The organism is Brevibacterium oceani, assembly GCF_013623835.1.
Lineage (GTDB): Bacteria > Actinomycetota > Actinomycetes > Actinomycetales > Brevibacteriaceae > Brevibacterium > Brevibacterium oceani.
The window spans coordinates 112756-126113 of the sequence record NZ_JABKDE010000007.1 but is presented as its reverse complement, the minus strand read 5'-3'; the positions used below and the strand labels follow the sequence as shown (position 1 = coordinate 126113).

The following is a 13358-nucleotide window of genomic DNA, read 5'->3' as shown; positions in this document are numbered from 1 at the left end:
CACGGCCGGCAGTGCGTCACCGCTGACAGTGCGTCACAGCCAAACGTCGTCGAGGTCGTGAAACGTCGTCGTGCGGGATTCGACGAGGTCGAACCACGGACCGGTCAGCGGCAGCTCATGGGTGAAGAAGTATCTGGCCGTCGCGATCTTGCCGCGCAGGATCGGTGAGTCACCGCGATCTCGGGCGGTCGCCTCGGCGGCCATTCCCTGCTCCAACCACAGCCATGCGATGGCGGTGTGTCCGACGGCCTCGAGATAGGTCCAGGCATTCTCCAATGCGAGGGTGGGATCCAGCTCGGCCCAGACGGCCGCGGTGACGGTTCCGATGCGTTCGACGGCGGCGCTCAGCGCCGCGGCTTCGGCGTTCCATGCGGACTTCTCGGCCGCCTCGGCGATGGTCTGTCGCATCCGCTCGAGGAGAACCTCAAGCCCGGCACCACCGGCCATGATCATCTTCCGACCGAGCAGATCCTTGGCCTGGATGCCGTGGGTGCCTTCGTGGATCGGGTTGAGTCGGTTGTCGCGGTAGAGCTGCTCGACGTCGTGGTCGCGGGTGTATCCGGCACCGCCGAGCACCTGGATCGCGTGGTCGTTGGCTTTGAGGCACCAGACGCTCGGCCAGGTCTTGACGATCGGGGTGAGCACGTCTAGCAGCAGCGCCGCATGGTCACGGTCGGCTGCCTCGGCAGCGGTCTCGGATTCGTCGAGCAGGCGTGCGGCGTAGAGGATGAGTCCGAGCCCGCCTTCGACGTAGCTCTTCGATGACAGCAGCATGCGGCGGACGTCGGCGTGCTCGACGATCCGAATCTGGCCGGCATCCGCGCCTTTCGCTCCGTCGGGGCGGCCCTGGCGACGGTCGCGGGCGTAGGCCAGGGCGTCGAGATATCCGCGGTAGCCCAGTGCGACCGCACCGGCCCCGACGCCGATGCGCGCCTCATTCATCATGTGGAACATGCAGGACAGGCCCTGCCCGCGCTCCCCCACGAGGTAGCCGATCGCCCCCGCGGAACCGGCGGGACGGTGGGTCCCCTCACCGAAGTTGAGCAGCGTGTTCGTCGTTCCCCGCCAGCCCATCTTGTGGTTGAGTCCGGCCAGGACGACGTCGTTGCGCTCGCCGAGGCTGCCGTCGGCGTCGACGAGGTACTTCGGAACGAGGAAAAGGCTCAGCCCCTTCGTGCCCGGTCCGTCGCCCTCGGCGCGGGCGAGGACGAGGTGGACGATGTTCTCCGCCAGTTCGTGATCGCCGCCGGAGATCCACATCTTCGTGCCGTGGATGCGGAACGCTCCATCGCTGCCGGCGGGATCGGGCACGGCCTTCGTCGTGACGTCGCCCAAGGAGGAGCCGACCTCGGGTTCGGACAGGCACATGGTGCCGAAGAACCGTCCATCGAGCTCAGGACCGACGTACCTCTCCACGAGAGCGGGATCGGCGTATTCGCGCAGCAGATTCGCATTCGCCATGGTCAGCAGCGGGTAGCTGGCGGTGGCGATATTGGCGGCCTGGAACCATGCGAAGCACGCCTTCGCCACCGTCTGCGGCAGCTGGATTCCGCCGACGGCTTCGTCCATCGTCGCCGAGAGCAGCCCGATGTCGGCGAATTGGTCAAGGGCTGTCTTGATCTCCGGGATCAGGGTCACCGTCTGTCCGTCGAAGGTCGGTTCGTTGAGATCGGACTTGCGCGAATGCGTGGCGAAGCTCGCCTTGGCCAGGTCCTCGCTCGCTGACAGGAGCGAGTCGAAGACCTCGCGGGAGTGGTCGGCGAAGCGGTCTCTGTCGGTGAGTTCATCCACCTTGAGCCAGTCGTAGAGGAGGAAGCCGATGTCCCTGGATGACAGGAGGGTTTCTGCGGTGGTCGGGTCGGCGCCGTTGCCTGTGTTCTCTTCAGTCACGTTCCTCAGTTTAGACTAATCGTTCGTTCAGTGCAGAGAGTGCAAGCCTCCTTTCTGACAAGATGTGTGCCCGTCGGCGCATCCCGACCAGTAGGATCGGTCGGGCAGAACGCACTATGTGAAAGGCAGAACCTATGTCCTCCCCTGCCGGCACGGACGCCGCCGCTGAGGTGCGGTCCGGCTCGAGGCGCGCCCGAATCCTGCGCAATTACCGGTTCCCGCTCTTCATCCTCACCGGTGTCGTCATCGGTGCGATCATCGGGTTGACCTTCGGCGAGCGAGCCACGGTCATCAAGCCGTTCGGGACGCTGTTCATCAACATGATGTTCACCCTCGTCGTTCCTCTCGTCTTCTTCTCCATCTCCTCTGCCGTGGCAGGAATGTCCTCCGCCAAACGGCTGGGCTCGATCCTCGGGGGAATGCTCGGAGTCTTCGCCGTCACCGGCATCATCGCCTCGATCGTCATGATCACTGCGCTGTGGATCACCAAGGCGACCGAGGGCGTCCAGGTCGAGATGACCCAGCCGAAGGACGTCGAGGAGGTCGGCTCCATCGGCGATCAGCTCGTCCAGACCTTCGTCGTCGATGACTTCTCGAAGATCCTGTCGGCCGAGCACATGCTCGCCCTCATCGTCTTCGCCGTCATCGTCGGCATCGCGACCAGCAGCATCGGTGAGAAGGGCAAGCCCTTCGCTGCGTTCCTCGAATCCGGCTCCGAGGTGTTCCTCAGGTTCACCTCCATCATCATGTACTACGCACCGATCGGCTTGGGTGCGTACTTCGCCGCACTGATCGGCGAGCTCGGCGCACAGCTCGTCGGCGACTACGTTCGCGCCTTCCTCGTCTACTATCCCGTGGCGATCATCTACTTCGTCGTCGCATTCACGCTCTACGCGTTCCTCGCCGGCGGTCGCCGAGGCGTGACGAAGTTCTGGTCGAACATCATCGAGCCGACGGCGATCTCTCTGGGCACGTCCTCCTCGGTCGCGGCGATCCCGGCGAATCTGCGGGCCGGCGAGCGCATCGGAGTCCCCCGCGATATCAGGGAGACGATCATTCCGATCGGAGCGACGATCCATATGGAGGGGTCGAGTCTGTCCGCGATCCTCAAGATCGCGTTCCTCTTCGCTGTCTTCCAGCGAGATTTCTTCACGCCCGGGAACATCCTCATCGGCATCGCCGTGGCTCTGCTCGCGGGAATGGTCATGGCCGGCATCCCCTCGGGCGGATTCATCGGCGAGCTGATGATCATCACGCTCTACGGCTTCCCCGCCGCTGCCCTGCCGATCATCCAGATCATCGGCACCGTCATCGATCCACCGGCCACCACCGTCAACGCGGTCGGCGACCAGGCGAGCTCGATGATGGTCGCCCGGATCCTCGACGGCAAGCGCTGGATGAAGAAGCCCGAACCTCCGCACGACGCCGAATCCGTGGAGGTCGATCTCGATTCACCGCCCCTGACGCGATCCGAGAATTCCTGATCACAATCCGGTCTCACAAAGACCGCTGAGATCGTTGCAAACGACTGCTGCGGCCGGTTGCAGGGCTGGGGCACACCGAGTGCGACAAAAGCCGACCCGAAGCGGATCTCGCGGCAAGCGAACCTGCCACATGACAGTTGTGCGGCAACTCTGAGACGCCAGTGTCGTCGAACCGAGACCCGTTCCGATCCGGCTCTCAGCCGGCGCATCCTGGCTCTCATCCTGGGTGACGATACTGGCCGATGTCGATGACACATCACACGCAGAAGGAGGCCCCATCATGTCATCCATCATCCGCAGTCGGACCGCCGCCGCAGGAATCGCCGCAGTCGCCGTTGCCGCGGCTCTGGCAGTCACCGCCGGACCGGTCTCGGCAGTCTCGGCCGCCGAATCCGCGACGACCGCCTCACAGGCACCGCAGAGTTCGGGCTACCCGACGGATTCGCTCGGAGTCACCGATCTGCTCGTCAGTGCCTACGGCATCGGTGATGATGACACGATCAAGCGTCTGGCCACGGCGAAAGTCGTCAAGACCCTTGCCGACCACGGGGATGCGCATGCGAAGCGGTGGCACCGCACGGCCGCCGATGCCGGGGCCGGCCACACCTGGGTCTCCTACACGAATCTCGACACCCACGAGGTCATGACTTTCAGCGTCGGGAACGAAGCCGCCGCGAACGGCGGAGGCGATGCCGCCCGAGAGGTCACCTTCGCGAACTGATCGGTAGACTCGGAACCATGGTCGACCTCAACGCATTTCCCCGCCGCACCTACACCGATGGTCCGACCCCGCTTGAGCATCTGCCGAGGCTGTCGGCAGAGCTCGGCGGGCCGCAGATCTGGGTCAAGAGAGACGACCGTCTCGGTCTGACTCAGGGTGGGAACAAGACACGCAAACTCGAGTTCCTCATCGCTGATGCCCTTGAGCAGGGTGCCGACTGCCTCATCACCGTCGGCGGAGTTCAGTCGAACCACTGCCGTCTGACCTTGTCGGCAGCACGCAGGGAGGGCCTCGACTGCCATCTCATCGTCGAGGAGGACCTCGGCCCAACTGGGTCGGCACTCGGTCCTGCCGGGGCGAACCCGCCTGAGTTCACGGGCAATTTCCTGCTCTTCGACCTCCTCGGCGCAGACTCGGTCGAGGTGCTCGGAAACGGTGCAGATCTCCTGGGGCGTGCGGAAGAGCTCGCGGCGGAGCTGAGAAGAGCTGGCCGTTCGCCCTACGTCATCCCTGTCGGCGGATCCAATGTCACCGGTGCGTTCGGGTACGTCGACTGTGCGCAGGAGCTGCTCGGTCAGTTCGCCGATGCGGACCTCGATGTCACCACCGTGGTCACGCCGAGCGGTTCGGCGGGAATGCAGGCGGGTCTCGTCGTCGGATTCCATGCCGCCGAGTCCGAGACCTCGGTGCTCGGGATCAACGTCAGTCGATCGCAGGCCGATCAGGAACCGAAGATCGAAGACCTCGTCCAGGCGACGGCGGCGCGGCTGGGCCTGATGGAGGTTCCGCGTGGATCCGTCGTCGGCCTCGGCGACTATGTCGGCACCGGCTATGCGTTGCCGACCGAGGGCATGGTCGAGGCCGTGAGGCTCTTCGCCCGCACCGAAGGCATCCTCCTCGACCCCGTCTACACCGGCAAGGCCGCCGCCGGTCTCATCGACCTCGTCCGCAGCGGCCGGTTCGCACCCGACGACACGGTGGTCTTCATCCACTCCGGCGGAGTGCCCGGGCTCTATGCTCGAACGCAGGCATTCGCCTGAGCGCGTCGCCCATACTCACCACATCAGCGGAAGGCACAGACATGACAGTTTCGACGGCAGACCTCTGGGACGAACGCGGCGATGAGCTGTACTCGATCGCGTTGAACTTCGGTGACTTCGGAGCCAAGGTCGCGTTCTCCGGCCCGGCCCGCACAATCCGCTGCTTCCAGGACAACGGTCTGGTCAAGAAGACGCTCAATGAGCCTGGAGACGGTGCCGTCCTGGTCGTCGACGGCGACGGGTCGATCGCCACTGCCCTGATGGGCGACATGATCGCCGAGGCGGGTGTCCGCAACGGCTGGGCGGGGGTCGTCATCAACGGCGCGATCCGCGACCGCGAGGCCTTGGCCGAAATGGACTTCGGGATCAAGGCCCTGGCCAGCAATCCCCGCAAGAGCGCGAAGGACGCCGTCGGTGAGATCGATGTGCCAGTGGAGATCGGCGGGGCGACGATCCGCCCCGGCGCCATGGTCTTCGCCGACGCCGACGGGGTCGCGGTCGAGAAGTAGTCACTCGCCCGAGGCGATCCCACAGGTCGGGCGCTGTCGATGCGACCGGGGCCAGACGCTGACAGTTCAGCGGTGGATGGTGTCGAAGCTCTGGTCGGCCGCGTCCCAGACGCCGGCAACGATGATGGTGTCCCCTGTCGTAAGATCGGCCACCGTGTCCCGGTGGTAGAGGTACGACCATTCTCCAGCGGACACGTCTCCGGTGACCATGAGGATGTCATAGTCGAAGGCTGCCTGTGACACGGCTTGGACGATCTGCGCCGTAGCCTCCATATCTGCCGCCTCGTCCTCGCTGGAGGCGAATTCCACGTGGAGGCGGTCGGGTTCGTTCTCCTCATCGAAGTCCGGGTTCGCCTCGGACTCGAGGTAGACATCGACTTCATCCAAGGACTTCGCCAGGTAGTCCGCAAGGTCCTCGGCCGAGTCGAATCCCTGCGCCACGACTTCCAGAGTCTGACTCGGAGTCGATTCCGCGTCCGGTGCGCTTCCGGTGTCGCTGCCGCAGCCGCTGAGACCGATGAGAGAAGCAATGACCAGTCCGGCGGCCAGGATGACAGGGGCAGACTTCGAAACGGACCTCATGCACCCCACCCTATCGGCGGAGTGACCTGCGGACCGTATCGACCTACACCGCCACCTCGATGAGCCGCGGGCCCGAGTCGGCCAGACCGGCCGCGAAGTCACGGTCGAGGTCCTCGATCGTCTCCACGCGTGTCGCCGGGACTCCCATCCCTTTGGCCAAACTGACCCAGTCGATGTCAGGACTGCCGATGTCGAGCAGGGACTGCGCTTTGGGCCCGAAGTCCGGCACGCCCACGTTGGACATCTCGTTGCGCAGGATCTGGTACTTCCGGTTGGCGAAGATGACCACGACGACGTCGAGCTGCTCCCGGGCATAGGTCCACAGCGCTTGCGGCGTGTACATTCCCGAGCCGTCCGACTCGAGCACGATGACCTTTCGGTCCGGGTTCGCGACGGCTGCTCCGACTCCGACCGGCAGTGCCCATCCGATGGATCCTCCAGTTCCGCCGAGGTAGTCGTGCGGAGCCGATGTCGCCGTCTGAGCGTAGAAGTCGCGTCCCGTGGTGATCGACTCGTCGAGCACGATCGCGTTCTCGGGAATCGGCCCGGAGAGCCATGCCGCGAGCTTGGCCGGGGTGATCGTCCCATCCGGCTTGGGCGCGGGAGCGAGCTCCGCCCGCACCGAGGGGAACAGGGAACCGCTGCCGGCCGCCTCGGCGAGGTCATGCCCATTCGATCCTGCACCGATCGCCTCGCGCAGCGCCTCGAGCGCGGTCAGCGAATCGGCGCCGATGGGGCTGAGGGGGAAGAACGTCGACCCCGGTTGAGTGAGCACGCTCGGCTTATCGGGGTAGGCGAAGAAGGCGACCGGGGGTTTGGCGTCGACGAGGATGAAGGCGTCGAAGTTCTTCAACAGCTCGACCGAGGGTTCGACGGGATAGGGGATCTTCGTCACCGTCGGTCGGCCGGCACCGCGCTCGGCGCGTGGGGCGAAGGTCTCCGCCAGCACCGAGGCACCGGTGGCCGCCGCAACCTGTGCCGCAGCTTCGAGCTGTTCGGTGCGCAGGGCCCGCCCGCCGAGGAGGATGGCAGTCCGCCGCCCAGCATCCTTCAGTCGCGCAGCGGCTGCATCGACCACGGCAGGATCGGTGGGGTCCGGCGTCGGGACGACCGCGGTCGGTGGCCCGTGATATTCGTCGGCGTCATTCCACGCGGTATCGGCGGGAAGGATGAGCGAGCTGATCCGACCCGGAAGGCTGTAGCCGATGGCGTCGGCGGCATCGGCGGCGATCGAATTCGCCGATGGCGAGGTGCGCACCCAATTGCTGAACGGCCGCAGCGCCCCCTCGATGTCCGAGGTCAGGGGCGCATCGAGGCCACGGTGATAGCCGGCGTGATCACCGATGATGTTGACGATCGAGGCGCGGGCCCGCAGCGCATTGTGCAGAGCGGACAGCCCGTTGGCCGCACCCGGCCCGAGGTGCAGCAGCGTCGCGGCCGGCTTGTCGAGCATCCGCGAATACCCGTCGGCCGCGCCGGTGACGATCCCTTCGAAGAGCCCGAGCACCCCGCGGACATGCGGCTGCCGGTCAAGGGCCGCCACGAAGTGCATCTCCGAGGTTCCGGGATTCGCGAAGCACACCTCGATCCCGTTGTGGCCGAGCGTTTCCAACAGGCTCTCGGCACCGTTCATACCCTCATCTCCTTGGACGTTCCTCGTGGCGCAGCCACCGGCTCACCGTGCACAGCAGTTGTTCTCCGTCTTATCATGCCTCGCCGAAACACCGCATTCTCGCCTGAATCGGCGGTCGGGAATATCCTCCTTGCACTCGCGGTTCCATCTCTGTACGATATTAGTTGAATGTTAAACTATAGGATCGCCGGCCGGGAGGGCGCCATGACCGTCACCGAGAACACCACACCATCATCACCCGTCGTCAACGACACCACGCTGAGCGCCGACACCGGAATGGACGCCGTCACCCTGCGCGTCGGTGACCTCGAGAAGATGTCGACCTACTACTCCAACGCACTCGCAATGGAGCCGCTCGAAGAGGTCTCGCGCGGGGCTGAGACCCATCGGGTTCTCGGTCGCGGCACCACTCCCCTGGTCAAACTTGTCGCCACCCCGGGACTGCCCGGCGTCGACCCGCGCCAGGCCGGCCTCTTCCACACGGCGTTCCTCTTCGAGAACAAGGCTGCCCTGGCCGCAACGGTCGCTCACGCCGCTCAGAACACGAACAGCCGGTTCGTCGGCTCCAGCGACCACCTCGTCAGCCAGGCGTTCTACTTCACCGACCCCGAAGGCAACGGCATCGAGCTCTACGTCGATCGCGACCGCTCGGAGTGGACTCATTCGGTCGACGGCGAGGTGCAGATGGACTCGCTCTACCTCGACCCCAACAGGTTCCTCGAGCGCCACCTCACCAACGAGGTCCTCGCCGCCACCTCGGCGGAACCGGGAATCGTCGGGCACGTTCATCTTCAGGTCGGCAACGTCCCGCAGGCACGCGAATTCTACGTCGATGCCCTCGGTTTCGAACCCACCCTGGCCTCGATGCCCGGCGTGCTCTTCGCCTCCGCCGGCGGGTACCACCACCACGTCGCGATGAACACCTGGAACAGCCGCGGCGCCGGCCCTCGTGCGGCCAGCCTCGGACTCGGCGATGTCGCGATCAGCGTTCCGGGCCGCGAGGACCTCGACGCCCTCGTCGCCCGCCTGCGCGCCCGCAAGATGGACTTCGCCGACGACGGACGCCAGGTGCGCCTGTCCGACCCGTGGGGCACGCAGGTGACGCTGTCCATCGGCACCAGCTCGATCGATGAGGCGCTGACCCGGTGATCGGTCTCGATCGCCGGCATGTGGCCCTGAACGCCCAGTGCGTTCCGGGCCCTCAGCTCGCCTGTGAGCTCGGCTTATCCGGCCCCGGCACACAGACCATTGTCGCAGGCACACACCAGCCTCCGGCATTGTCGAGTCAATGCAACCTCGGGTGAATGCAATCGGGCGCAACCCTGTCCCTGCCGGTGAACGACTCCTTAGGGTGAGGCGAGAACCGCCCACCGCGTCGAGAGGACACACCATGAGAGCAGCACGTTTCCACGATCGCAAGGACATCCGGATCGAGGACATTCCCGAACCCGAACTCCTGCCCGGCACCGTCGCCATCGACGTCGCCTGGTGCGGCATCTGCGGCACCGACCTCCACGAATACCTCGAAGGCCCGATCTTCGTCCCACCCGCCGGCCATCCCCATCCGATCTCCGGCGAGGATGCACCGGTGACGATGGGACACGAGTTCTCCGGCACGATCACCGCCCTCGGCGAAGGAGTCACGGACCTCGAGGTCGGAGCGAACGTCGTCGTCGAGCCTTACATCATCGCCGACGACGTCGACACGAGCATCGGTGAGAGCTACCAGCTGTCGAAGGACATGAACTTCATCGGACTCGGCGGGCGCGGCGGTGGGCTGGCCGAGAAGATCGTCGTCCAACGCCGCTGGGTCCACCCGATCGGCGACATCCCGCTCGATGAGGCCGCACTCATCGAGCCCCTCTCTGTGGCCCACCACGCCTTCGTCCGCTCAGGGGCACGGGCCGGGCAGGTCGCCATCGTCGGCGGGGCCGGGCCGATCGGCCTCCTCACCGCCGCTGTGCTCAAGGCCGAAGGACTGACCGTCTTCATCTCCGAACTCTCCGAGGCACGCAAGACCAAGGCGCTCTCGACCGGGGTCGCCGACGAGGTGTTCGACCCCAGAGACGGGGACGTCGCCGAGGCGGTGCGGGAACGGACCGACGGCCATGGTGCCGATGTCGGCTTCGAATGCTCCTCGGTGCCGGTCGTCCTCGACATGCTCCTCGACGCGGTGCGCCCCGGCGGAGTCATCGTCAACGTCTCGATCTGGGGCCACAAGCCCGAGGTCGACATGCCGAAGCTCGTGCTCAAAGAGATCGACCTGCGCGGCACCATCGGCTACTCGGGAGACCACCCGGCGACGATCGCACTGGCCGGCAGCGACGACCTCGATCTGTCCGCGTTCATCACCGCCAAGATCGGTCTCGACGACCTCATCACCGGCGGCTTCGACGAGCTCATCAACAACAACGAGCAGCACGTGAAGATCATCGTCGACCCCCGCGCCTGAGCGAGGGCCTCCGCAGGAGGGAGCCGGTACACGACCTTGCATAGTTGCGCAGTTATGGCACATACTTGCTCAGACTGTTCAACTTCATGGTCAGCTCACATCCACGCCGACTCATCGAGTCGGTCCCGGACCGCCCCGGTTCGGCCTCACTGCGGAGGATCTCATGGATCTGCAACTCATCCTGTCGCTCGCAGCCGGGATCGCGACGATCGTCGTCATCGTGCTCGCGACCCGCCTCGACGCCTTCATCGCCCTGCTCGTCGCATCCGTCGTCACCGGCATCGTCGCCGGTCAAGACCTGCTCAGCCTCGTCGATGCGATCACCACAGGCTTCGGCAACACCCTGGCCAGCATCGGCATCGTCATCGGCCTCGGCGTGGGAATCGGCAAGATCCTCGAAGTCTCCGGGGCCGCCGACTCCCTCGCCCGAGCCTTCCTCCGCATCTTCGGGAAAGGCCGCGAGCCCTGGGCGATGGGCACCGTCGGCTCCCTCGTCTCGATTCCCGTCTTCTGCGACTCCGGCTACGTCATCATGAATCCGCTGGCCCGCTCGATCGCCCGCGTCAAGCGCGGCGGCTACGTCACCCTCGCCCTGGCGCTGGGCTGCGGTATGACGCTGACCCACCACATGGTTCCCCCGACCCCGGGCCCCTTGGCCGCCACCGGCATCCTCGGCGCCGACATCGGCTCCGTCATCCTCACCGGTCTGATCTTCACCGTCGTCCTCCTGCCCGTCGTCGTCATCTACGCCCGCTGGATCGGTCCGAAGCTCGAACCCGTCCTCAACGCCGCCGTCAAATACGACGTCTACGGTTCGGTCACGGCCGCCTCGGCGAACGCGGAGTCCCAGTCCGGCTCGACCGGAGCCACAACCGGCTCCGTGGCCACCGTCACCGGTGACGACACGGATGGAGTCGCCGCCACCGGCGACGATGCCGAAGCAGACTCGGCCACCACCTCAGCGAAGAAGCCCGGTGCCTTCCTCGGGTTCCTCCCGCTCATCGTCCCCCTGCTGCTCATCGTCGCGAACACTGTGTCCACGGCGATCGACAAGAACGCCCAGGGTGCGCTGTCCGGCGATGACTACGAACCGTCGACATGGGTCGCTCCGCTCGCGTTCCTCGGCAACCCGGTCGTGGCGCTCATCATCGGCCTCATCCTCGCCGTCTACACCCTCCTGCCCCGCGTGACCCCGCGCAGCCAGGTGCAGAGCTGGCTTGCCGACGGTGCCGCCTCGGCCGGCCTCATCCTGCTGATCACCGGCGCCGGCGGTGCGTTCGGCAATGTGCTCACCGAATCCGGTGTCGGTGATGCCCTCGCCGAGGCGATCGCCTCGATCAGCCTGCCCGCGCTCCTCGTGCCCTTCGTCATCGCCACCCTCGTGCGCATCGCCCAGGGCTCGGGCACGGTCGCGATGATCACCGCAGCCTCGGTCTCCGCTCCGCTGGTGGAGCCATTGGGACTCGATCCGCTCGTGGCGGTCATGGCCTGCACTGCCGGATCGATGGTCTTCTCCTACTTCAACGACTCGTACTTCTGGGTCGTCACCCGCTTCGCCGGACTCGACGGCATCAACGCCATCAAGGGCTGGTCGGGCATCACCACGGCCGTCTGGGCGGGTTCCATTCCGCTGCTGTTCGTGCTCGACTTGATCGTATGAGCGTGACCGAACAGGCGGAGCTCAGTCCGCGGATCCTCATCATCGCCGACGACCTCACCGGCGGCAACGCCTGCGGCGCGCTCTTCGCCGAGGCGGGGCTGAGAACCATGACCGTCACCGGCGCCGACGCTGAGTCGTCGCTGAGTGCTGCCCTCGACGACTGCGACGTGATCGTCGTCAACGCGAACAGCCGACATCTGCCGCCTGCCGAGGCAGCAGCGATCACCGCATCCATCGTCGCGGCCGCCGGTGAGGTCGACCTGCTCGCCTGCCGCATCGATACGACGCTGCGCGGGAACGTCGGTGCCACCGCCGAGGCGGCGCTGCGGGCCCGTGCGAGCCTGACCTCGACAGCGCGCGCCGGGGTCGGAAGCGCTCCGACCCGGGTTCTCGGTCTCTGTGTGCCGGCCTTCCCGAGCTCCGGCCGGGTCACCGTCGGCGGTCGGCAGCTGCTCAACGGCCACCTGCTCGAGGACACGGAGCTGGCTCATGACGTCCGCTCCCCCATGACCACCTCCGAGGTGGCGACGATCCTCTCCGATGGCACCGAGCTCGCCTGTCACACGATCGACATCTCCACAGTGCTGGCCGGCCCCACAGCGATCCGTGCTGAGGTGCTCACCGGCATCGCTTCCGGTGTCGACGTCATCGTCGCCGACGCCCTCACCCTCGATCACATCGACCGCATCACCGCCGTCATCGCCGACCTCACGCGTGAGGCGGCAGAGGGCGGAGTCGAACGCCTCGACTGGGTGGCCATCGATCCGGGGCCCGGCAGCCTGTCCCTGGCCCGTGCCTTCCTGCCCGCCCGGAACCGCAGCATCCTGCTCGGGGTCTCCGGCTCGGCCACCGAGATCACCCGCACCCAGCTGGCCGCGCTGGCCGAGGATCCGGACTTCCACGTCATGCGCGCCGAGCTCGATGCCGAGGGCCTGCCCGATGTCGAGGCCACGGTCCGCGCGGTCTGTGCGGCCGCCTCGGCGCGGGCGATCGTCATCGCCACCGTCCTCGACGCTGACGATCTGCGCGAACTCACCGCCGAACATTCCGAGCTCATCCCCCGCCGGTTGGCGATGATCACGGCCGAGGTGTTGGAGACGGTCGACGTCGCCGGCCTCTACACCACCGGCGGTGACGTCACCGCCGCCGTTCTATCCGGTCTCGACGCGCTGGGCATGGAGATCGACACCGAGATCGTTCCGCTCGCCGTCGGCGGCCGCATCGCCGGAGGCCGTGCCGCGGGACTGCCGATCGTGACGAAGGGCGGTCTGATCGGTGAGGCCGGAACGGCGGCGCTCTGTTTCGACCACCTCGACCACGCCGCACGCAGCCGAGGCTGACCGGCGGCCCATCCTGTCCATTCCATTCGTCCATACACTGAGGAGAA

Annotated in this window: 11 protein-coding genes; 8 read left to right on the top strand and 3 right to left on the bottom strand. The window is 66.2% G+C overall.

What is annotated here, in order from left to right:
- Positions 1 to 33 precede the first annotated feature (33 nt).
- Positions 34 to 1890 (bottom strand): acyl-CoA dehydrogenase, encoded by a 1857-nt coding sequence (locus HK401_RS15495; protein WP_181275559.1) that lies wholly within the window; start codon positions 1888 to 1890, stop codon positions 34 to 36.
- A gap of 134 nt (positions 1891 to 2024) precedes the next feature.
- Here HK401_RS15495 and HK401_RS15490 point away from each other — a divergent pair, with 134 nt between their 5' ends.
- From HK401_RS15490 to rraA, 4 genes are all read left to right on the top strand, one after another.
- Positions 2025 to 3374, top strand: a complete 1350-nt coding sequence (locus tag HK401_RS15490) for a dicarboxylate/amino acid:cation symporter (protein WP_181275558.1) — start codon at positions 2025 to 2027, stop codon at positions 3372 to 3374.
- 280 nt (positions 3375 to 3654) lie between these two features.
- On the top strand, positions 3655 to 4095 hold the full coding sequence (locus tag HK401_RS15485) for a hypothetical protein (RefSeq protein WP_181275557.1): 441 nt from the start codon (positions 3655 to 3657) through the stop codon (positions 4093 to 4095).
- Between the two features lie 17 nt (positions 4096 to 4112).
- Positions 4113 to 5135: a D-cysteine desulfhydrase family protein gene (locus HK401_RS15480; RefSeq protein WP_181275556.1), complete on the top strand. Its 1023-nt coding sequence runs from the start codon at positions 4113 to 4115 to the stop codon at positions 5133 to 5135.
- A 41-nt stretch (positions 5136 to 5176) separates the two neighbouring features.
- Positions 5177 to 5644 carry a ribonuclease E activity regulator RraA gene (rraA, locus tag HK401_RS15475; protein WP_181275555.1) on the top strand — a complete coding sequence of 156 codons (468 nt, stop codon included), beginning with the start codon at positions 5177 to 5179 and terminating at the stop codon, positions 5642 to 5644.
- Between the two features lie 66 nt (positions 5645 to 5710).
- On the opposite strand, the gene HK401_RS15470 is transcribed toward rraA, so the two are convergent.
- Together HK401_RS15470 and HK401_RS15465 are read right to left on the bottom strand one after the other, a co-directional pair.
- Positions 5711 to 6226, bottom strand: a complete 516-nt coding sequence (locus tag HK401_RS15470; RefSeq protein WP_181275554.1) for a hypothetical protein — start codon at positions 6224 to 6226, stop codon at positions 5711 to 5713.
- 43 nt (positions 6227 to 6269) lie between these two features.
- Positions 6270 to 7859, bottom strand: a complete 1590-nt coding sequence (locus HK401_RS15465) for an acetolactate synthase large subunit (protein WP_181275553.1) — start codon at positions 7857 to 7859, stop codon at positions 6270 to 6272.
- A 204-nt stretch (positions 7860 to 8063) separates the two neighbouring features.
- Here HK401_RS15465 and HK401_RS15460 point away from each other — a divergent pair, with 204 nt between their 5' ends.
- The 4 genes from HK401_RS15460 (at position 8064) to HK401_RS15445 (ending at position 13311) form a co-directional block, all read left to right on the top strand.
- Positions 8064 to 9008, top strand: coding sequence for a VOC family protein (locus tag HK401_RS15460; protein WP_181275690.1), 945 nt, complete (start codon positions 8064 to 8066; stop codon positions 9006 to 9008).
- Between the two features lie 241 nt (positions 9009 to 9249).
- Positions 9250 to 10311 (top strand): 2,3-butanediol dehydrogenase, encoded by a 1062-nt coding sequence (locus HK401_RS15455; protein WP_181275552.1) that lies wholly within the window; start codon positions 9250 to 9252, stop codon positions 10309 to 10311.
- A gap of 163 nt (positions 10312 to 10474) precedes the next feature.
- Positions 10475 to 11971 (top strand): GntP family permease, encoded by a 1497-nt coding sequence (locus tag HK401_RS15450; RefSeq protein WP_181275551.1) that lies wholly within the window; start codon positions 10475 to 10477, stop codon positions 11969 to 11971.
- The gene (locus HK401_RS15445) at positions 11968 to 13311 is read left to right on the top strand and encodes a four-carbon acid sugar kinase family protein (protein WP_181275550.1); all 1344 of its coding nucleotides are present in this window, start codon (positions 11968 to 11970) and stop codon (positions 13309 to 13311) included. Before HK401_RS15450 ends, HK401_RS15445 begins: the two co-directional genes overlap by 4 nt.
- The last annotated feature ends 47 nt before the right edge of the window (positions 13312 to 13358 follow it).

Bases quoted from the DNA above. Each gene is read 5' to 3' on its own strand.
- HK401_RS15455 (WP_181275552.1), top strand. From the start codon at position 9,250: ATGAGAGCAGCACGTTTCCACGATCGCAAGGACATCCGGATCGAGGAC.
- HK401_RS15480 (WP_181275556.1), top strand. From the start codon at position 4,113: ATGGTCGACCTCAACGCATTTCCCCGCCGCACCTACACCGATGGTCCG.
- HK401_RS15460 (WP_181275690.1), top strand. From the start codon at position 8,064: ATGACCGTCACCGAGAACACCACACCATCATCACCCGTCGTCAACGAC.
- HK401_RS15490 (WP_181275558.1), top strand. From the start codon at position 2,025: ATGTCCTCCCCTGCCGGCACGGACGCCGCCGCTGAGGTGCGGTCCGGC.
- HK401_RS15450 (WP_181275551.1), top strand. From the start codon at position 10,475: ATGGATCTGCAACTCATCCTGTCGCTCGCAGCCGGGATCGCGACGATC.
- HK401_RS15485 (WP_181275557.1), top strand. From the start codon at position 3,655: ATGTCATCCATCATCCGCAGTCGGACCGCCGCCGCAGGAATCGCCGCA.
- rraA (WP_181275555.1), top strand. From the start codon at position 5,177: ATGACAGTTTCGACGGCAGACCTCTGGGACGAACGCGGCGATGAGCTG.
- HK401_RS15465 (WP_181275553.1), bottom strand. From the start codon at position 7,859: ATGAACGGTGCCGAGAGCCTGTTGGAAACGCTCGGCCACAACGGGATC.
- HK401_RS15470 (WP_181275554.1), bottom strand. From the start codon at position 6,226: ATGAGGTCCGTTTCGAAGTCTGCCCCTGTCATCCTGGCCGCCGGACTG.
- HK401_RS15445 (WP_181275550.1), top strand. From the start codon at position 11,968: ATGAGCGTGACCGAACAGGCGGAGCTCAGTCCGCGGATCCTCATCATC.